This window comes from Salinivibrio sp. PR5, assembly GCF_001996085.1.
Taxonomy (GTDB): Bacteria; Pseudomonadota; Gammaproteobacteria; order Enterobacterales; family Vibrionaceae; genus Salinivibrio; species Salinivibrio proteolyticus.
In genome coordinates this window covers 42,285-61,816 of the sequence record NZ_MUFK01000008.1, presented here as the reverse complement: position 1 = coordinate 61,816, position 19,532 = coordinate 42,285, and the positions used below count along the sequence as shown (strand labels likewise).

The following is a 19,532-nucleotide window of genomic DNA, read 5'->3' as shown; positions in this document are numbered from 1 at the left end:
CACGTTAGGTTTATTTTTGTGAGCCGCATCATTGGCGGCGAGCGATATGGATCACGAATTCGCTCGCAGTGGCGTAGGGCGTAGAGGACGGGATGATGAGGAATCGCGGTGAATTAACCATGATAGACCGTGAAATACAGCTCATCCGCCAAGGAATCGTGCTACACCTCAGTAGAAGAAGGATAGAAAGATGAAGAAATCACTCAGTGCTGTTGCCCTCGGTACCCTTATTGCTCTCGGCTCATTTGGGGCACAGGCGAGTATCGAAGAAGGCCAGCTCACTATTTGGATTAACGGTGACAAAGGCTATAACGGACTTGCTGAAGTTGGAAAACGTTTTGAACAAGACACGGGTATTCCGGTAACTGTGGCTCACCCTGATGGCTTGCAAGATAAATTCCCACAAACAGCGTCAACCGGCGATGGTCCAGACATCGTGTTTTGGGCGCATGACCGTTTCGGTGGCTATGCCGAGTCGGGCCTATTGGCTGAAATTAAACCCTCTGCGCGTTTGAAAGACGGGATGGTTGATTTTGCATGGGACGCGGTGAAATACAAAGGCAAGTACGTGGGTTACCCCATTGCCGTGGAATCTCTATCACTGATTTACAACAAAGATTTGGTTCCTACACCGCCTAAAACCTGGGAAGAAGTGGCGAAGCTGAACAGTAAGCTCAGTGAGCAAGGTAAAACCGCTATCATGTGGAACCTGAAAGAACCTTACTTCACTTGGCCATTGATGGCGGCTGATGGTGGGTATGCCTTTAAACAAACGGCCACAGGTTATGATGTCAAAGATGTTGGCATTAATAAGCAAGGTGTTCACGACGCACTGGGCTTTATTAAGCACATGGTAAAAGACGGCGTGATTTCGTCTGATATGGATTATTCCGTTTCTGAATCGTCGTTCAACCAAGGTGATACGGCAATGACCATCAATGGCCCATGGTCGTGGGGTAATATCGAGAAATCCGGTATTAACTATGGCGTGACAACACTACCAACCTTCCAAGGCGAAGCGTCTAAGCCGTTCGTTGGTGTGCTCAGCGCCGGCATTAGCACCGCATCACCGAATAAAGACCTCGCGGTTGAGTTCCTCGAAAACTATGTGCTGACCAATGACGGCCTATCTACTATCAATGCCGATAAACCCTTAGGGGCGGTTGCGCTGAATTCTTATCAAGCTGAATTGGCGAAAGACAGCCGTATTGCAGCGACGATGGAGAATGCGAAGCATGGTGAGGTGATGCCGAACATTCCGCAAATGACCGCATTTTGGGGCGCTGCGAAAAACGCCGTTGTTAATGTGGTTGGCGATCGTCAATCCATCGACGATGCGCTTAACGATGCAGAAAAACAAATGCTGAAATAAGCTCTATCTGCGGGGAGGGCAGCCTCCCCGCACAGTTCCCGAACAATGTGAGTAGCGTTCCTTATGCAGTCAGTTCAAGGTTCTCCAGCTATGACAACGTCAGGCTCTTTCTTGCCAAGTAGCTCAAAAGCGTTCATTAAATGGGCGTTGTTGGCGACTGTGGCGATCATCAATGGTTACGCCACCATACTTATGTATTCGCGTGGTGAAACTGCGTTTGCAATGCTAACTGTGGTGCTAACCGCGCTAGCGTTATACATTTTTGGTAATAAGAAGATGTATGCTCAGCGATATATCTATCCGGGTATTGCTGGGATGATCCTCTTTATCATTTTCCCCTTGGTGTATACCGTGGGCCTCTCCCTTACCAACTATAGTGCTAAAAATCAGCTGTCTTTCGAGCGCGCGCAATCGGTATTACTTGAGCGTACTTTTCAAAGTGGGCAGAGCTATCCGTTTGCTTTGTATCAAACTCCATCAGGTACCCGTTTAGTGATTGATAAAGCGGGTGAGCGTTTTGCGACCGCGCCGTTTGATATGGCGTCGATGTCGAACGAAACGTTAGCGCTTTCGCCGGTAGAAAGTCTGTCGGGTGAAAAAGCGACGCTACGCGATGTGATCAAAAACCGCGATACCTTGAGTCAGGTGGATGTTCAGTTCCCGAATGGCGATACCATTCGGATGAGTGGGCTGCGTAAGTTTGCTGCAGAACAACCGCTGTATACTTTACAAGATGATAGCCGCACACTGATTAACAATAAAACTGGCGATACGTTGAAGCCAAATGATGAAATTGGTTTTTATCAACCGATTGATGAGGCCGGTCAGTTTATCGGTGATACGGTGGCACCGGGTTACGTGGTGCAAATTGGTACGGACAACTTCGAGCGTGTTTGGACCGATGACGGGATAAAAGAACCGTTTATTGGAATCTTCATTTGGACGATTGTATTCTCGCTATTAACGGTGGTGTTTACGTTAATTATTGGGCTTATTCTCGCCAATGTCGTTCAGTGGGAAGAATTAAAAGGCCGTGCAATTTACCGCGTGTTATTAATTCTACCTTATGCGGTGCCTGCATTTATTTCTATTCTTATTTTCCGAGGGTTATTCAACCAAAGTTTTGGTGAGATAAATATGGTGCTTGAAGCCTTATTTGGCATCAGTCCCAATTGGTTTGATGACCCGTTCCTCGCACGTGTGATGGTAGTGTTGGTGAATACCTGGCTAGGTTTCCCTTACATGATGATCTTGTGTATGGGTTTATTAAAAGCCATACCGGATGATCTTTATGAAGCTTCCGCTATCGATGGCGCTAACTTTATTCAAAACTTTACACGGATTACCTTGCCGCTGATGATCAAGCCTCTAATGCCGTTGCTCATCGCCAGTTTTGCCTTCAACTTCAATAACTTCGTAATGATTATGCTGTTGACAGAAGGTGGTCCGAACATGATTGGTACTACCGAGCCGGCGGGTTATACCGACTTGCTGGTCAGCTATACCTATCGGATTGCATTCGAAGGTGGCGGTGGCCAAGACTTCGGTCTCGCCAGTGCAGTCGCAACATTGATCTTCTTGCTGGTGGGTGCGCTCGCCTTGATTAATCTGCGTCTCACCAAAGTGACAGAAAGCTAAGGAGTATCTCATGGCTATGGTTCAAGGAAAATCATTAAAGTATCGAGTGTGGGCGACGCATATAGGTCTGTGCTGCTTCCTCTCGCTGATTATCTTCCCCTTGTTGATGATCATCGCAATTTCGTTCCGAGAAGGTAACTTTGCGACCGGGAGCTTGATTCCCGACAACCCTTCTCTTGAGCATTGGAAGCTGGCACTCGGCTTCCCTGTCACTAATCCTGATGGCTCGGTGACACCACCGCCATTTCCGGTTCTACTATGGCTGTGGAATTCGGTGAAAGTCGCCGGCGTGACGTCACTTTTGATTGTGGCGTTATCAACGACGTCAGCCTATGCCTTTGCCCGGATGCGTTTTAAAGGCAAGGAAACCATTTTGAAAGCGATGATGATTTTTCAAATGTTTCCTGCAGTACTGGCGTTGGTGGCGATTTACGCACTCTTCGACAAGTTGGGTAACTACATTCCGTTTTTAGGGCTCAATACCCACGGCGGTTTGATCTTTGCGTATCTCGGCGGTATTGCCCTGCATGTGTGGACCATCAAAGGTTATTTTGAAAGCATTGATGGCTCTTTGGAGGAAGCGGCTGCATTGGATGGTGCGACGCCATGGCAAGCGTTCCGTATGGTATTGCTGCCATTGTCAGTGCCGATTCTTGCCGTGGTCTTCATCTTGTCGTTTATCTTCGCGGTAGGTGAAGTGCCAGTTGCTTCTTTGCTGTTGTCTGACGTGGATTCATATACGCTCGCCGTTGGCATGCAACAGTATTTGTATCCACAAAACTATTTATGGGGCGATTTCGCCGCGGCAGCTGTCTTATCGGCTTTCCCAATCACCGCGGTATTCTTACTTGCGCAACGTTGGTTAGTCGGTGGCTTGACCGCCGGTGGCGTGAAAGGCTAACGCGGCAAAGTCAGTCAATGACCCAGAACAAAGGCAACCTTGATGAGGTTGCCTTTTTTATGCGAATACTGTTTACGCGAATAGTTTTTATGTGGGTCACGCGGTTAAGCGTGATTGGTGAGTATGCTGAGGCTTTTGGCCGCCAGTGTGAATGATGATGTGACCGTTCGCGTGGCGGTATCGGCCTCTTCGGTGGTACACACTGTTTGCCATGGCTTGTCGTCGGGGAGGCAAAAAGATAGCGGCTGATCGCTGACGTTGAAACAATAGAGTAACTGATCGCCCGCATGGCGATGATGTTGACCGATTTCGATATGGCAAACAACGGCGTGCAAGTTTGGCCAATCATTCGGTTGAATTGTGTTAGCGTCGGGGTGTCGCCAACGAATACGGTTTTGATGGCGCTTTCGGCCGCTAAATGCATCGATAAATGCGGGCATAATGGCTTGGCGACGCGTGATCATGGTGGATAGCCAATTACTCCAAGGCATTGACGATTCGAGGTTATCCCAGTTCAACCAACTGATCGGATTGTCCTGGCAATACGCGTTGTTGTTACCCTGTTGGGAGTGAGCCAGTAAGTCCGCAGTCAGGAGGTGAGGGACGCCAAAGGCAAAGAGAACACTGGCGATAAGGTTGCGCTTTTGTCGCTCGCGCACCGCAATAATAGCCGGATCCTGCGTTGGGCCCTCGATACCATAGTTAGCCGAACGATTGTCACCATGTCCATCACGATTATTTTCACCGTTGGCGTGATTATGACGCTGGGCGTAACTGACTACATCTTGCAGAGTGAATCCATCGTGATAGGTCAGGTAATTGACTGATAAGTGATCGGGCCAATGTGCGGCACTGAATCGATCGCGCGAGCCCATTAATCGCGTCGCAAAATCTTGCAGACTATGTTTTTCACCGCGCCATAGACTACGGGTAGTATCCCGAATTTTGTCGTTACACTCCGACCAATTGGAAGGGAACTGCCCCAATTGATAGCCATTTGGACCTATATCCCAAGGCTCTGCGATAAGTTTAACTTGAGAGAGTACAGGATCTTGTGCCAATGCGGTAAAAAACGCAGCGTGTGGGTTGAACTGTTCACCTTCTCGGCCCAGTGTCGCGGCCAGATCAAAGCGAAAGCCGTCAATTTGGTAGTGAGTGACCCACAGACGCAAGCTGTCTAACACCGCGGAAATCGCGGCAGGATGGCGCATGTCTAGGGTATTACCGCAGCCAGTGTAATTGACGAGTTGATGTTTATCATGCAAATACATGGCGTGATCTAACGCTTTGAAATGCAAGATAGGCCCGCCATCTCCCCCTTCTGCCGTATGATTGAATACCACATCCAGGATGACTTCAATATCGTGTCGGTGCAGCTCTCGAATGGCGGTTTTAAGTTCAGTCACTGCATCATGGTGCGCGTAACGAGGATCCGGTGCCATCCATAAGTAGGGATTGTAGCCCCAATAATTGGTTTTTTGCTGGCTCAATAAATGTGGTTCAGGTAAACAAGCAGCAATCGGCAAAAGTTGAATGCAATTAATCTGATTGTCTTGATAGAAGCGCAGCATGTCGGGCGCTATTAAGCCGAGATAACGTCCACGCTCGTGCGCTTCGACGTTGGGATGCAGCTGCGTGAGCCCCTTAACGTGTGTCTCGAAAATGACGGTTTCGCTCATTGTATGTGCAGGGCGTGAAACTTCCTGCCAATCAAATTGATGATCGACGACTTGGCATCGCGCCAAACTGTAGCTTTGATTGGGCGTATACGGTGGCTGATATTGCACTGGGCCGACAACGGCTTGCGCATAGGGGTCGGCAATGCACCATGCTTGCCCATTAATAAGGACTTCATAGCTATAAGTATCGCCTGCTTTCACGTGCGGAACATACGCAGTCCAATAGCCCAGCTTGTATTCTTGCATATGAATACGGGTAGGTTGGTGACCACGTTGCCAAAGCAGTAGGGTGACAGCGTCACGATCAGGTGCATATAAGCTAAAGCGGCAGCCTTGATCGCATAATTGAGCGCCTAAGGTATAAGGCGCCGGATGGCAGAGAGACATAAACAACACCATCTAATTAAGAAGAAACGCTATTACACCTCCCTCACAGAATAAATTCAATCTAGGCTCACAGTTCTTAATATCTATTCTGCTGTAATTCACTTTCTTGTTAATAGGAATAAAACTGTTAATAGTGATCTATATAGCGTTTTGTAGGGGGTGATTGAGAAAGTAAATAACGATTTACGCCGTGTTTTAGTGATATAGATCGACTAAATTACATTCTTTCCTCTTACTCCTCCTTAAGGCTCCTCCCCCCATATTTTTCGTTACGGATGACGCGCAGAAAAAGTGGGAAGCATAGGATGTTTCTAACACAAAAAAGGGCAATGCCCATGCATGATGTGCTCACTTTCCTACTGCCGGTGATCTCATGATGCAGTTTAACAACAGTCCTAATGGAGTAAGGTATGAGAAAGGTAAGTTTACTCGCCGCCGCAGTGGCTACAGCTTTAGCTTCTGGTGTCGCATTGGCTGACAATGCGGACAAAAATGATGGTTGGGAAGTTCACGGCTATGGCTCAATGAATTTCCGTATGGTTGATGGTGAAACAGTCGACACGGAATTCGGTAGACCTGACTACAAAACTGCCGGTACTCATGGTCAGAGTACAAACCAAGTTGAGTTCACGGTTAAAAAACATTCCACTTATGACAACGGTGCATGGGCTGACTATGTGGTCCGCTCTGAATACGGTAACGGTAACTCTTACGCTTATACCTCATCAGGTAGTCAAAAGAAAAACGACGAAGCCCAATTTGAAGTCAAGGAAGCGTATGTCGAATTAGGTGGCCTGTCCTTTATGGGTAAGGATACCTCTATTTGGGGTGGTCAGCGTTATCTGAACCGCGCGGCTGGCTTATTGTCAGGTGAATATTGGAAGCAGTCGTCTGGGGTAGGGGCAGGCTTACAAACTAAATTGAATGGTCATACCGCTGGTGCTGCTATCGTTGTCGCTGATCCAGATGCTGGCGAAGCGTCGCGCAGTGATGACCGCACCACACTCACTTCTTATGATCTTTATTACTATGGTGTGGATGTAGGGATCGGTAGCTTAGACTTTGATTTCAAATACATGGAGCAGGCGAACAAAGACAGTAACTCTGATGATGGCTTTGGTGCTGCGATCACCCTTAACTCTAGCTACTACGGCATGGACGGCTGGACTCAAACGGCCATCGCCTACGGTAAAGGTGTGGCGCAAAACCGTGGCGTCAACTTTGGCGGCTGGTCTGGCGGCGATGAAAATCAAGAGTCGATTTTCTTAACCTCTTACGGGGTGATGAATATTTCCGACAATTGGCAAATGGGATCAGAGCTTACCTATTTTGCTGCACTCGATCAGTTGTTCGGCGCGGATGACCTAAAACGTTACATTGCGGCCGTACGTCCTTCTTATAAAGTCAATGAGAACATGCGCCTAGAGACAACCTTGTCATATGGCCATGAAGAAGGGGCTGATGGCTATTGGGGACGTTCAGGCGATGCCGTGGAAAGCGATATTTGGAACCTTGAAGTGGCTGTGCCTTTGACTGTGAATGCAGACTTCTTCGGCCGTCCTCAAATCAAGCCTTATATCAGCTACATCAAAGCTGATGATAAGGCCAGCGGTGGTCAAATTGGCATCGATAACAGTGATGACGAAACTGTGATCGGTGTGCATACCGAAATTTGGTTCTAACCGATGCGTTAGTACTATCAGCGTTATAACGAGGCGGCCGAGACGGCCGCCTTTTTAGGATAGAGTTAATGACAAATATAATGAGAAATTATCAGCGCTTTAAAATGGCACTCGCAGTCAGTTCAGCCGTATGGTTGGTAGGGTGTGCGTCTAACTTGCCGGAAGAGATGCCTGTCGCCCCCAGTCGTCAAGCCTGTTGCGAGACACTTCAACAATTACCTTACATCCAGTTGAAAGAGAATGAGACACTGACGGTATGGCTTGACCCTCAATCGGAGGTGTTTTCATTTTCAGAGGGTAAGAGTTACACCCAAGCATTTCGTTTTAACGATCGGACAGCGCGTGCTCAGATTAGCGTAAAGAGTGTTATGCAACATGGTCGTGTCTTTATGCCGCGAGTCTTACTGTTAGATGAGCATTATCAGGTGATCAAAACACTGGGGGCGGATACGTTTACGCCGCAAACGGCTAACTTGCTTGATTCCTCTCAATTGTCGGGATCTTTCGATTCTGAGGGAGCGCGCTATATGGTCATGTACACCAATGCGACGACTCTCGGTCATAAGATTACGTTGCCACATCCGGCGAAGCTGCGTGCTCAGGAGTTAGGCGAACCAATGCCGATGGTGACTGATCCAACCTACCGTTATGCGCCGACTGGTCAAGTATCCTTCACCGTGGCAACCAAGGAGTATGCGACTGTCCTATCCAGTGACAATACAAGCGTGAGTGAACTTGTAACACCCCAACGGCCCAAACAGCCCGTGGCTCAAAAGGAAACCGTGGACTTTTATAAACAAGCGATGGCCGCGGCCATCAATGAAAAGGACATCAGCAAAGCAATGGCCTTACTCAACGAAGCCAAGGCATTGAAAATAGAAAGTGCCGATAAGATTTTTATTGAGCTAATCGAAAGCCAGCTCAATGACGCACAATGAGTTCATCTAAAAGGCAGCATTATTATTGCCTTATTGTGCGTCAATTGATATCAAAAGCAGTAAGAATCATGAACCCTCATTTTCACCAAAGGTGTTTAATGCTTGCTCTGCACTCATTGGTTTGAAGAAGTAGAACCCTTGAATTTCATCGACGCGCCATACATTCACAATGCGTAATTGAGAGGCGGTTTCGACGCCTTCTGCAACTGTGGTCATTCCCAATTCTTGTGCCATGTTAATGATACTGCGGACCAAGGTTTTGGCTTTATCATTGGTTTCAATTTCGCTCATGTAAGATTTATCAAGTTTGACGATATCTAACGGGAAATTGCATAAAGAACTGAATGACGAGTAGCCGGTTCCAAAGTCATCGAGCGCCAGTTGTACGCCTAATGCTTTTAACGCATGCATTCGTTTGATGGTTTCTTTATCGGCACCCAGTAGAATGCTTTCTGTTACTTCGAGTACCAGTTGCCCCGGGGCAAGCTGATAGCGATTGATCAAGCGTTTTAGGTTATCCACTAATCGTCTCGCGCCAAAGTGGGGACTGGAAAGGTTCACGTGGATCGTCAGACGATGTTGTGATTTTTTACGCCAATGTTGCTGTAGTTGTTGTAAGAATGCGCAAGCTTTTTCGAGAACAACCTCATCCAACTCAATGATTAATTTGTGTTTTTCTGCCAAAGGAACAAAAACACCTGGTGAGACTAAACCGAGTGAGGGGTGATGCCATCGTGCCAGTGCTTCAAAGCCAATCACTTGGTTGGATGTGGCGTTGACAATGGGTTGGAAGTAGGCGGTGAACTCATTATTTTTTAACGCAGAGACAAGGTTGCGGTTGATCACCAAGGTTTCTTGCGCTGCCTGTGCGATATGTTCGTCAACGATCTCCACCCGGTATTTACTGCCGGTACGTGCTTGTTCGATAGCGTAAAAACCGCAGTGTACCAAGGTTTCAAAGTGCTGAAACTGCAGATGTGGGCCGATCAGTGCGCCTTTCAAGCCAATATCAAACTCGGCATCGGTCAGTGCAATATGGTTATCACTGGCTTTGAGGGCAAGACAGGCGTGAGCCTCAAGGTCACGCTCATTGCTTTTGTCGGTAAAGACAATGAACTCGTTTTCGCTCAATCGGCCTATGGTGGCACCAACAAACTGTCCTTTTAGGGTATCGGCAATGTGTTTCACCATGCTGTCATAGGCATGATGACCATAAATCTCGTAGATCTCTCTCAGCCGTGTGGCAATAAAATAAAGTGCGAACACGCCCGTTTGGTTCGCCAATGCCGCGTTCAACGCTTTTGTTGTTGATGGGCGATTGAGTAAGCCAGACAGGGTGTCATAGTGTGATAAGGTTTCAATCAGCTCTGCTTGTTGTTTTTGTTGGCTAATGTCTTTCACGGAAAGCATCAGCGAGCTGTTTTCTCCGTCATCGAGCCTGACTGCCTCAATAGCACAAGGCAGAGTATTTCCTTTATAGCAGCGCAGGGCCGTCTCAAAGTGACTCACATCGCGGGAGCTTTGGTGATAGAGGGAGGTAAGACGTGCGAGTGTGCTCTCATCGTTACGGCAGAGTTCACGAATGGATAAACTGGTAATTTGTTCTCGTTCGTACCCCAATAAATCCAATAGTGCTTGATTGACATCGATAATTTGATCATCCATTAAGATAATCATTCCCAAGTGCTGGCTGTGGTACAAGGCATCGAAGCGCGACAGCGTTTCCTTGAGTTGGCGTTCTGTTTTTGATGACGCGTGCGCTAGCGCCTTAATTTGCTCGGTAATATGGGTGAATGTATCTTTGCGTTTGTGCGGTAACGGGCCGTCGCCGAGGAGGGCACTGATATCGCGCTCAAAGGAAATAAACTGTTTCGCGATTTTTCGGCGATAGAGTATAAAAACGAGTACGCTAATCAGTGATGTGATAGCGAGCATCGTCATGATCAAGTACCGGAATACTTGCCTACTTTTTTGATAGTAACGCCGCTGTTCGGTGGTTTTCAGGGTCGCGATAATCTGATTATTTAAGTCGTACAAAGGAGTGTAGCGAGTCAGCTTGGTGTCGGTACGAACAATATGCTCGCTGGTTTCAATTTGTTTCAGAATTGCACCTTCAAGCAGGCTGTTGTCGCCGGTAAGGATGTTCTCATAGGCTGATGGGAAACGCCCAGTGAGCGCTTGGCCCCATACCATCCAACCCACTGCTGGCGCTGTGCCTGAGCTATCACGAATGGGGTTGAGGCTGATCACCCATAGGCGATTATCTATCTCTAACAGGCCGGAGAGTGGCGTCAGGGCATCATCAGGCAGCGATTGCGAAATATGCTCACGGATAGCGGCTGATTGATAAATGCGTTGGATAAACTCACGTTCATCATCGTTATTGAGCACCCGTGCCTCTACCACGCGACCGTCTAGATCAGCAAAACCCATCATACTCAACCCGAGTGAAATCAGTGTATCGGCCTCGAGATTGCGGCTGGCATATTGTGTATTTCCGTTGGTGAGTAGCCTATAGGTGTCATCCCAATAGGCCCAATCGACGGCGTACTCAACTTGATTATCAACCACGCGTTGGATAACGGCTTTTGCCTGCTGGTTGGCACGGGTTATCTCTATGTCTTCTAAATGGTTAATACCAAACAAAAAGAAATAGCGAGTCACTAATAAGCTGCTAAAGATGATCCCAACAATACCGAGAAGGAAAATCAGTGCGGCTTTGCTGTGTAGGGTGACAAACAACGTACGTGCCATGCAAAAACCTAATATAAAAGCGAGGAGTGGTGAGGTGCCGTCCATTGAAAATAGGCAAGGGTTAAGGAATGATCAATAAAGCAAGGAGATATCGCCCACACTCTGGGACTTTACAGTGTAAATGATGACCTTTTAGTGACAACGTCACATTTTAGTTTTATGTGAATAAGGGAAGAGTCGTGGGGAGATAAGAATGATGATTGGAGAGCTAAATACCTCGCCCTGAATCACGGAAAGCGTTCAGAGCGAGGTAAAGTGCCGAGATGGCGAGCGCTTAATGGGTTGACGATTCAAGCTGCCAGCTGTGATTGACCGGTTGGTTATCACGCTTCGGCGCTTGGATAGTAAAGGCAATGCATAGCGAGAGCGCGATCATCACTAGCATGACACTGAACGCGGCGACAAAGCCACCAAATAGCGCTGCAATGACAGAGCCCATAAAGCTGCCCACACCAAAGCCAAGATAAATAAACCCGTAGTTCTGGCTGAGATGATTCATACCAAAATAGTCGCTGACTAAGGTTGGGAAGACCGTAATTGCGCCACCAAAGCTGAATGCGACACAAGCAACTGATAGATAGAAACTGTATTGGTCAAGTGGCATAAAGCGGAGCATGCCGACACCGGCGGCGCAGACTAACAGCGCTAAGCCAACCACTTTGCTGCGTGCCATTCGGTCAGACAGCACACCCAGTACCAGACGGCCGCCTAGATTTGCCAGTGCGATAATGGCAACGGCTTCCGCAGCGGTAGCAGCATCAAGGTGGACATAAAGTTCACCCACATCTTTAGCGACGCCAATGACATAAAGCCCACTCATACAAATCGTGACGAATACTGTGGCAAGCAGCCAAAATTGTGGCGTTTTAAAACACTCAGAGAGCGTGTAATCGGCAGGTGCATCGGCCTCAGATGTGTTTGTAGCTGCTTTTTGCTGTGGTGCATCGTGCATCAGTGCGCCGCCAATCACGACCATGACACAGGCCAGAACTGCCCACATTTGAAAGCTGAGTGCTGCACCGCCTGCGGCTAAAAAGTATAGATTGATGTATTTAAAACCTAAGCTACCTAACCCATAAGCGCCAATGGCACAAGCTGAGGCAAGCCCTTTGTTTTTTGGAAAAAAGCGTACGCAATTGGAGAGCGTCATGAGGTAGCCAGTACCGTCAGCCAAGCCAATCAGAAGGCCGGCGGTAAGATAAAGTAGCCATAGTTGGCCGACGACAGAGGTTAGCGCGAGGCTGGCGCCAAGCAATAAGCCTGCACCGATAGTTACACGGCGCACACCAAAGCGTGCTTGCAGATGGCCGGAAACGGAAGACGCTAACGCCAGTGCCAGTGTCATAATACCAAAGGTGAAAGCCACTTGGCTGACAGGCTCGTTAAGTTGGGCTGCAAGGGGAGCATTAAACAGGCTCCATGTATAGACAGAGCCAAGTGCAAATTGGGCTAATACAGTGCCAAGCAGGGTTTTCATGCCGGGGGATAAACGTGCGTTCATGGTAACGCTCCAGGGTTTTATCTATTGGGAACACCCCCAAGATACGACCCTGAATCCCCACATCAAGAGTAGGTGAAAAAGATAAAATGAGCTGCAGTTAGCGGGCATGAACTGCAGCGAGATGGCATGAATTACAACTGCATGCGTTCGCGAAACGCCTTCAGATTGCTGCGACTAACCAGCACGGGATGAGGAATACCGGGAAGAAAAATGTGGTAAGTGCTGTTTAAGCCCGGTGCAATCTCGGTGATTTTATCTAAGTTAACGCAGTAAGAGCGGTGGCAACGGAAAAAGTTGGCTGGCAATTGTGTCATCAATTCACTGATGGTGTAGGGCACATAGAACTCGCCATCTGGGGTATATACCAAAGTGGTTTTTTCGTTGGCCGCGGCATAAAGAATGTCGGCGGTATCGGTAATACGGATCCGGTTATCGCGCATTAAATGCAAGGTATGGCGTTGCTCTGTCAGAGTATCAGCAGGAGTAGCTGCGATAGCAAGCTTGTCGAGCACGCCTTTCACGCGCGTTTCATTGAGCGGCTTAAGCAAGTAATCAAATGCCTCAAGCTCAAATGCATCTGCCGCATGCTCTTTGTACGCGGTGGTAAAAATCACAAAGGGCGGACGCGCATCCGCGTGTAAACTGCGCGCCAGTAACATGCCATCGATGGAGGGGATGTTGATATCTAAAAACAGCACATCCACTTTATGGGTCTGCAGATATTTAAGCGCCGCTAACCCATCATCAAAGCTCTCTGTGATAGTGATAGCACTGTGCTTTTCAATGAGGTATCGCAACTCTTCTTGAGCCAGATATTCGTCTTCAACAATGACAGCGCGCATTATGCCTCCTTGTTTTCGACTGTAAATGATACCCGCGTTCCTGGATGAAGAGGCTCGACGGTGAGGCCTTGACCATAGAGTAAGATCAAGCGCTGATGAACGTTCATCAAGCCAATATGATGGCTGTCGATGGTGCCATGATAAAGCTGTTCAACGATATTAGGGTCGATGCCCACGCCGGTATCTGTAATGCTAATTTCTGCGCCGCGTTCAATTGCCCGCACTGCAATGGTGACATCACAAGGACGGCGAGAAGGTTGAAAACCGTGGCGAATGGCGTTTTCTACCAGCGGTTGTATCAGTAAAGGCGCAATATTAATGTCGGTCGTTTCAATATCAAAGTGAACGGAAAGTTTGTCACCAAAACGAGCCTGCTCTATTGCCACATAATCTTTGACTTGCTTGATAGCATCCGTAATAGGGATGAGATCTTGTGTGCGCTCTAAATTGTAACGCATAAAGTCGGCTAGATTGGCAATCAAGCCACGGGCGTCATCCGGACGCAGTCGGATCAAGCTGGAGATCGCGTTGAGAGCGTTGAACAAAAAATGTGGGTTAATTTTACTTTGTAGCGCGGCAAATTCGGCTTTACTGGCCATTTCTTTGAGCTTTTGTATACGCGCCACTTCCATCTGGGTTGAAATTAATTGCGATAAACCAATTGCCATTTCTTGCATCGGGCGACGAATACGGTGAGGTTGACGATAAAACACCTTTAAAGTCCCGGTGACGACGCCGTTTTCCCAAAGTGGAATGATCAACAAAGAGCGAAAGTCATGCACGTTGAGATCATTGCTGATGATTTGCTCACCGGTTTTTACCGCTTGCTGAGTCAGGCGACTAATTTGGTGGTGGGCATCAATATATTGCTCCTCACCAATGCCAACATACGCCAACACATCGGCGGTATCGGTAATGGCAACGGCATCGGCACCGGTGTCTTTACGAATAATACTGCACGCTTTGGTTAAACCTCGTGTTTCACCGCGCCGGAAGTAAGGCAATGTACGGTTAGCGATATCCAGCGCTTGTTTGGCTTGCTGGGCGGCGAGGTGTTCTTTTTCATCATCGATGTACTGTACCAGTTGGATGATCAGGCCAATACAGACGGTACCTGCAATCATCGGAAAGCTAATGGTCGCGACGATGTGCTGTGCCAGAGCTTGGTCACTCGCCAGTAACAGAATCAGCAACATGGTCAGCGATTCACAGATCATGCCCGCTAAAATGCCATAACGGGCATAGTGCTGTTTATCGGCGCGATAATGGATCAGCGCAGACAGGCACCCAGCAATAATGCTGGCGATCAAACAGGCTTGTGAGGTTGGTCCGTCAATATCAATCAGGTAGCGGTGAATACCTGAGACGACGCCTGCTGTCACACCTACCCAAGGGCCAAACAAAATGCCCCCAGCGACGATGGCGATGATTCGTACGTTAACCAGTGATCCATCTACATTGACACCTGTGTAGGTGCTGAACAATGCAAATAACACAAATAAGGCGGCAATCAGCGCCGTTTCCATCGGGTGGCGCTGGGTTTTCTGCACAATGGTTTGGATCAGGTGGGTGCGAGTGAGCCAAAACAGCGCCATAAGGAGAAGGGCGGCGCGTTCAAACACCGCCAGCAACATTAAAAATTGGTCGTTGTACATAATCGAGCGAGGCAATGAGCAAAGAGGCGGCAGTATACACCCTTCGTCATGCCATCGATACTGACCTAGCGCAAGCATCATGGTGTACAAGCAGGCGAAAATAACACAAGTGCCTTACCATGATGCACACTTTCGCGTGCTATTCGACCGTCACGCTGCGTAAAATAAAGGCGCTTTGATAGACCATAGCGTCGGTTTTAGGCGCTTGATGATAACCTTTTGCAATTACCATGATGGTGGTTTCGCTGGTGGTGGAGGTATTGCCGTAGCCGTAATCCCACTTCTTATCTTTACGCTCGCTATATGTCGCGTGGCTACCTTTATTGTCAACGTGTAGCTGCTCGTCACTTAAGGTGAAGTATGGATAGCCAGCGTTTTGTGCCAGCTCTGCGGCTTTGCGCAGGGCGTATTTATGGGCAATGGCCCGGTCGGTAAAGTCATTACCCACAAAACTGATGTGCCACGTGTCTTCGCTCACCGCTATCACATCAAAGCCCATCCCGAATGACCAAAAGTTCTTCTCGGTTGAGTAAGGCGTTGCACAACCGGCTAATAGCAACACGGACAAGAAGAACCAACCGCGCGTTTTCATAATAACTCCAAGATGACTGAGAAAGGCGCGTATCATAGTGCGTGAGGCACATACCGACTAGCGGTATTTTGTATGACTCTGTCAGCGGTTTGTCAGCCGAAAAAAACCGACGCCTTGATGGCGTCGGTTTGCATGTTACGTATCGAATTCGGAGGTGCGAAAGTCGATTACTTACGGCGGCAGAACTCCGCAATCACAAACATGGTTTGGCCGTTTACTTTGCCCTGTACATGGGTCGGATCGTCGGTCAAGTTAATGCCACGGATCACGGTGCCTTGTTTGATCACTTGGCTTGAGCCTTTAACGGGCAAATCTTTAATCACGGTTACGTCGTCGCCTTTTTGTAGTGCTACGCCGTTAGCGTCCAGCACTTTGACGTCTTCGATATCTTGCCCCGTTTCTGCCCACTTACGGACATCGTCTTCCATGTACATCATGTCGAGATTATCTTGTGCCCAGCTTTCGCTAGAAAGACGAGAAAGTTGGCGATAGGCAACCACTTGAACCGCAGGCTCTTGGCTCCACATGCTGTCGCTTAGACAACGCCAGTGGTTCACGTCCATGTTGTCCGGGGTGTTAAGCTGATCATGACAAGTGCCACAGACCAATACGCAGCTGTTGGCTGTGGTGTCTGGCGAGTACGGGACTTCATACACAGAGAGGTTGTCTTGGCTGGTGCAAAGTTCACATTGGCCGCCACTGCGTGCCTGAAGCGTTTGTTCAATACTCATGTTTTATCTCACAACGGGCAGGGAAGTCCCTGCATTAACAATGAGGCAGAGTGTAATCGCTGACATAAATTCTTACAAGTTATAAGGGATTGAGTCAGTGAATAGAGTGGCTATATATGTCGAGTAACGCAAAAACAAAAATGCCACGCAAACGCGTGGCATTGTCTCAATCAAGGTTGTGTAACGTTAGGCGTTAGCCGTGTCTTGCTTTACCACTTCATGGTGATCGAAAACACTTTTATCTTGGCCACCGGTTAAACGCGAGGTGAGGGTACCGGCCGTCATTGAGCCACTCACATTCACAGCGGTACGGCCCATATCAATCAAGGGTTCGATAGAAATGAGCAAGCCAGCAAGCGCAACAGGCATATCCAATGCTGAGAGCACGATCAGTGCCGCAAAGGTGGCGCCACCGCCTACACCCGCAATGCCGAATGAGCTCACAGTGACAATCGCAACCAAGGTAGCAATAAAGCCCGGATCGAGTGGGTTAATGCCAATGGTTGGCGCAATCATGACCGCTAGCATGGCTGGATACAGGCCGGCACAACCATTTTGACCCATGGTGGCGCCGAATGAGGCGGAGAAGTTGGCGCTGGCCGGATCATTGCCCAAGTTCTTCATTTGCGAGTCGATATTAAGAGGAATCGTGGCCGCACTTGAACGAGACGTAAAGGCAAACGTCAGTACAGGGAGCACTTTTTTCAGATATTGAATCGGGCTCATGCCGACTAAGCCAATCAATACCAGATGCATCACCAAAATGGCACCCAAGCCTACATAAGAGGCAACCACAAAGTTCGCCAGCTCAAGAATTTCGCTCACGTTTGAGCCAGCTACCACTTTGGTCATTAGAGCCAAAATACCATAAGGCGTGAGGCCGATGATCATACGTACCAAGGCGCGAACAAGCTCTTGTGCCACTTCCATAAAGCGCTCAAAACGCTCGCCGAGTTCAGGCTGAGTGCGCGACAAGGTGACACCAGCCATACCAACGAGTGCAGAGAAAATCACCACAGCGATGGTTGACGTCGGGCGGCTGCCGGCGAGATCTGCAAACGGGTTTTGCGGGAAGAAAGAGATAACCATATCCGCCAGTGATAAGTCTTCGACTGAGCCCAAGCGTTGCTCCAGAGCAGCACCGCGCGCCATCTCACGCGCCCCTTGTACGATGTCTTGCGCAGATAAACCGAACAGGTTGCTCACGAATACACCAATGAGCGCAGAGGCGGCGGTCGTGGCAAGCAAGATGCCGATGTTTAGGCTAGAGATTTTACCCAGCGAGCCAGAGTCTTTCACTTTTAAAATCGCGCCGATAATTGACACGGTGATCAGCGGCATGATGATCATTTTAAGCAGGCTGACGTAGCCGGACCCGACGATATTGATGTAGCCAATGGTTTCGCGTGTGATTGCACCGTCGGCGCCGTATAGCGCTTGTAGGGCAGCACCAAATGCGACCCCTAAGCCGAGGCCTGTAAACACACGTGTGGATAAGGATTTTTGTTGCTTGTGCAATTTGACAAGCACCGCCAGCAACAGCGCAAAAGCGATCAGATTTAAAAGGATAACTGTCATAGTCGGCGTTCCAATCTAGAGAATTATAATAATTTGAGCGTGAGATCCCGCGGATGTCGCTAATGGATCGATATTGCCTCGCATCTTATGCCGACTGGTGCACATAATGAAGACATATGTCACAGTGCAATTAGATAAAAAAAGCACTTGTTAAAACTAAATCGAATATGGAGCAACGATTGCGCGACTATTGATGGTATAGTGTCCAATAGAAAGCATGCATTAGGTCAACCTATTTTAAAACGGGTGTTCGTTCTATTAATACGACAAGGCTTCCGGTAAGGTGGCGACGTGTGTTAATCCCCAGACGCCGTGATGATTGGTGTAGCAAACATTAGGAGTGGTGTGTTATTGATGTAAAGGATCGCAAATGAGCAGAAAAGTCTATTTTTCAACGCCGGGTCGTTTTAGCGCTAAACGCGCGCTCGTGGGAGCGGTAAGCCGTTGTCATCATCGCTTGGCGCCTCGTCATGCTAAAAAAGTGGCACGTAAGCTCTTTCTCACTCCCACCCGCAGTCCAATGGCAAACCCAGAACCGGAAGGCTTGGTGCGCGCGCAAGTACAAAGCCAAGAAGGGGTGTTGCAAATGTATAGCCTTGGCGCTGGGCCAACTTGGTTGCTGACGCACGGTTGGTCGGGGTCTGCCAGCCAGTTCTTTCCACTCATGGCGCATATCGCGTCACTGGGCTTTCGTGCGGTGGCATTTGACCATCCTGCCCACGGTCAAAGCGGTGGAGAGGAGAGCCATATTCCCGGCTTTGTGCAGGCGATCAATGATGTATTAGATCAAGTTGATAATGTCTCTGGGATCATTGCACATAGTATGGGCGCTGCCGCGGTACTAGAGAGCCAGCATCCGCAGATGGATGATTTACCGCTCTTTTTGGTCGCACCTGTGCTGAATTATCGCGAGAATTTATATGCCACAGTCCGAAAATCGGGGTATTCACTGAAGCTGTTTGATGAAATTGTCCGAGAAGTGGGTGATCAACATGGTTATCCGATCGAGACCATTGAGCCGCTCGAAAAATTGTCACGTCGCCGTCATCCGGTGGTTATTGCCCACGATAAAAACGACCGTTTTGCTTCCTTTACCGTCACTGAAAAAGCCACTGACTATCCACATGTGACTGTGCTAGCTACCGAAGGGTTAGGGCATGGGCGTATTCTTACCAGTGACGTCGCCTTGCAGGCATTTACCGATTTGGCGGCAAAGATGAATCCAGCGGTACAAAGCGTAGAAGCACAAACTGAGAATAAAAAGGCATCAGCCTAAACCGAT

Annotated in this window: 14 protein-coding genes; 6 read left to right on the top strand and 8 right to left on the bottom strand. The window is 48.5% G+C overall.

Translation table 11 applies throughout. The annotated features are described in order from the left end of the window. The first annotated feature begins 190 nt into the window (after window positions 1–190). The 3 genes from malE (at window position 191) to malG (ending at window position 3,911) form a co-directional block, all read left to right on the top strand. Window positions 191–1,372: a maltose/maltodextrin ABC transporter substrate-binding protein MalE gene (gene malE / locus BZG82_RS05300; protein WP_077481602.1), complete on the top strand. Its 1,182-nt coding sequence runs from the start codon at window positions 191–193 to the stop codon at window positions 1,370–1,372. Window positions 1,373–1,435: 63 nt separating this feature from the next. Then, window positions 1,436–3,010: a maltose ABC transporter permease MalF gene (gene malF, locus BZG82_RS05295; RefSeq protein WP_077481600.1), complete on the top strand. Its 1,575-nt coding sequence runs from the start codon at window positions 1,436–1,438 to the stop codon at window positions 3,008–3,010. A gap of 10 nt (window positions 3,011–3,020) precedes the next feature. After that, window positions 3,021–3,911 carry a maltose ABC transporter permease MalG gene (malG, locus tag BZG82_RS05290; protein ID WP_077457378.1) on the top strand — a complete coding sequence of 297 codons (891 nt, stop codon included), beginning with the start codon at window positions 3,021–3,023 and terminating at the stop codon, window positions 3,909–3,911. Window positions 3,912–4,015: 104 nt separating this feature from the next. Here the strand turns inward: malG and glgX are convergent, their stop codons facing one another. After that, entirely contained in the window at window positions 4,016–5,977 is a 1,962-nt protein-coding gene (gene glgX, locus BZG82_RS05285) for a glycogen debranching protein GlgX (RefSeq protein WP_158075978.1), read from the bottom strand. 410 nt (window positions 5,978–6,387) lie between these two features. Here glgX and BZG82_RS05280 point away from each other — a divergent pair, with 410 nt between their 5' ends. Beyond that, window positions 6,388–7,659: a carbohydrate porin gene (locus BZG82_RS05280; RefSeq protein ID WP_077765327.1), complete on the top strand. Its 1,272-nt coding sequence runs from the start codon at window positions 6,388–6,390 to the stop codon at window positions 7,657–7,659. A 68-nt stretch (window positions 7,660–7,727) separates the two neighbouring features. After that, complete coding sequence (locus BZG82_RS05275; RefSeq protein WP_077765326.1) at window positions 7,728–8,597, top strand: MalM family protein; 870 nt, start codon at window positions 7,728–7,730, stop codon at window positions 8,595–8,597. A gap of 66 nt (window positions 8,598–8,663) precedes the next feature. On the opposite strand, the gene BZG82_RS05270 is transcribed toward BZG82_RS05275, so the two are convergent. The 7 genes from BZG82_RS05270 to BZG82_RS05240 all read right to left on the bottom strand — a co-directional run bounded on the left by BZG82_RS05270 (window position 8,664) and on the right by BZG82_RS05240 (window position 18,250). Beyond that, window positions 8,664–11,351: an EAL domain-containing protein gene (locus BZG82_RS05270; RefSeq protein ID WP_158075977.1), complete on the bottom strand. Its 2,688-nt coding sequence runs from the start codon at window positions 11,349–11,351 to the stop codon at window positions 8,664–8,666. Window positions 11,352–11,625: 274 nt separating this feature from the next. Beyond that, window positions 11,626–12,852: an OFA family MFS transporter gene (locus BZG82_RS05265; protein ID WP_077765324.1), complete on the bottom strand. Its 1,227-nt coding sequence runs from the start codon at window positions 12,850–12,852 to the stop codon at window positions 11,626–11,628. A 131-nt stretch (window positions 12,853–12,983) separates the two neighbouring features. Next, a complete protein-coding gene (locus tag BZG82_RS05260; protein ID WP_274532482.1) occupies window positions 12,984–13,697 on the bottom strand; it encodes a LytR/AlgR family response regulator transcription factor in 714 nt (237 codons plus the stop codon). Then, complete coding sequence (locus BZG82_RS05255; protein ID WP_077765339.1) at window positions 13,694–15,349, bottom strand: LytS/YhcK type 5TM receptor domain-containing protein; 1,656 nt, start codon at window positions 15,347–15,349, stop codon at window positions 13,694–13,696. The genes BZG82_RS05260 and BZG82_RS05255 overlap by 4 nt, the downstream gene beginning before the upstream one ends. A gap of 139 nt (window positions 15,350–15,488) precedes the next feature. After that, a complete protein-coding gene (locus BZG82_RS05250) occupies window positions 15,489–15,941 on the bottom strand; it encodes a CC0125/CC1285 family lipoprotein (RefSeq protein ID WP_069586932.1) in 453 nt (150 codons plus the stop codon). A gap of 167 nt (window positions 15,942–16,108) precedes the next feature. Further along, on the bottom strand, window positions 16,109–16,672 hold the full coding sequence (locus BZG82_RS05245; RefSeq protein ID WP_077765322.1) for a PhnA domain-containing protein: 564 nt from the start codon (window positions 16,670–16,672) through the stop codon (window positions 16,109–16,111). A 186-nt stretch (window positions 16,673–16,858) separates the two neighbouring features. Then, window positions 16,859–18,250, bottom strand: a complete 1,392-nt coding sequence (locus tag BZG82_RS05240) for an L-cystine transporter (protein ID WP_069586930.1) — start codon at window positions 18,248–18,250, stop codon at window positions 16,859–16,861. 370 nt (window positions 18,251–18,620) lie between these two features. Between BZG82_RS05240 and BZG82_RS05235 the strand changes: the two genes are divergently transcribed. Next, a complete protein-coding gene (locus BZG82_RS05235) occupies window positions 18,621–19,526 on the top strand; it encodes an alpha/beta hydrolase (protein ID WP_077456900.1) in 906 nt (301 codons plus the stop codon). Window positions 19,527–19,532: the final 6 nt, after the last annotated feature.

Bases quoted from the DNA above. Each gene is read 5' to 3' on its own strand.
- malE (WP_077481602.1), top strand. From the start codon at position 191: ATGAAGAAATCACTCAGTGCTGTTGCCCTCGGTACCCTTATTGCTCTC.
- malF (WP_077481600.1), top strand. From the start codon at position 1,436: ATGCAGTCAGTTCAAGGTTCTCCAGCTATGACAACGTCAGGCTCTTTC.
- malG (WP_077457378.1), top strand. From the start codon at position 3,021: ATGGCTATGGTTCAAGGAAAATCATTAAAGTATCGAGTGTGGGCGACG.
- glgX (WP_158075978.1), bottom strand. From the start codon at position 5,977: ATGTCTCTCTGCCATCCGGCGCCTTATACCTTAGGCGCTCAATTATGC.
- BZG82_RS05280 (WP_077765327.1), top strand. From the start codon at position 6,388: ATGAGAAAGGTAAGTTTACTCGCCGCCGCAGTGGCTACAGCTTTAGCT.
- BZG82_RS05275 (WP_077765326.1), top strand. From the start codon at position 7,728: ATGACAAATATAATGAGAAATTATCAGCGCTTTAAAATGGCACTCGCA.
- BZG82_RS05270 (WP_158075977.1), bottom strand. From the start codon at position 11,351: ATGGCACGTACGTTGTTTGTCACCCTACACAGCAAAGCCGCACTGATT.
- BZG82_RS05265 (WP_077765324.1), bottom strand. From the start codon at position 12,852: ATGAACGCACGTTTATCCCCCGGCATGAAAACCCTGCTTGGCACTGTA.
- BZG82_RS05255 (WP_077765339.1), bottom strand. From the start codon at position 15,349: ATGTACAACGACCAATTTTTAATGTTGCTGGCGGTGTTTGAACGCGCC.
- BZG82_RS05250 (WP_069586932.1), bottom strand. From the start codon at position 15,941: ATGAAAACGCGCGGTTGGTTCTTCTTGTCCGTGTTGCTATTAGCCGGT.
- BZG82_RS05245 (WP_077765322.1), bottom strand. From the start codon at position 16,672: ATGAGTATTGAACAAACGCTTCAGGCACGCAGTGGCGGCCAATGTGAA.
- BZG82_RS05240 (WP_069586930.1), bottom strand. From the start codon at position 18,250: ATGACAGTTATCCTTTTAAATCTGATCGCTTTTGCGCTGTTGCTGGCG.
- BZG82_RS05235 (WP_077456900.1), top strand. From the start codon at position 18,621: ATGAGCAGAAAAGTCTATTTTTCAACGCCGGGTCGTTTTAGCGCTAAA.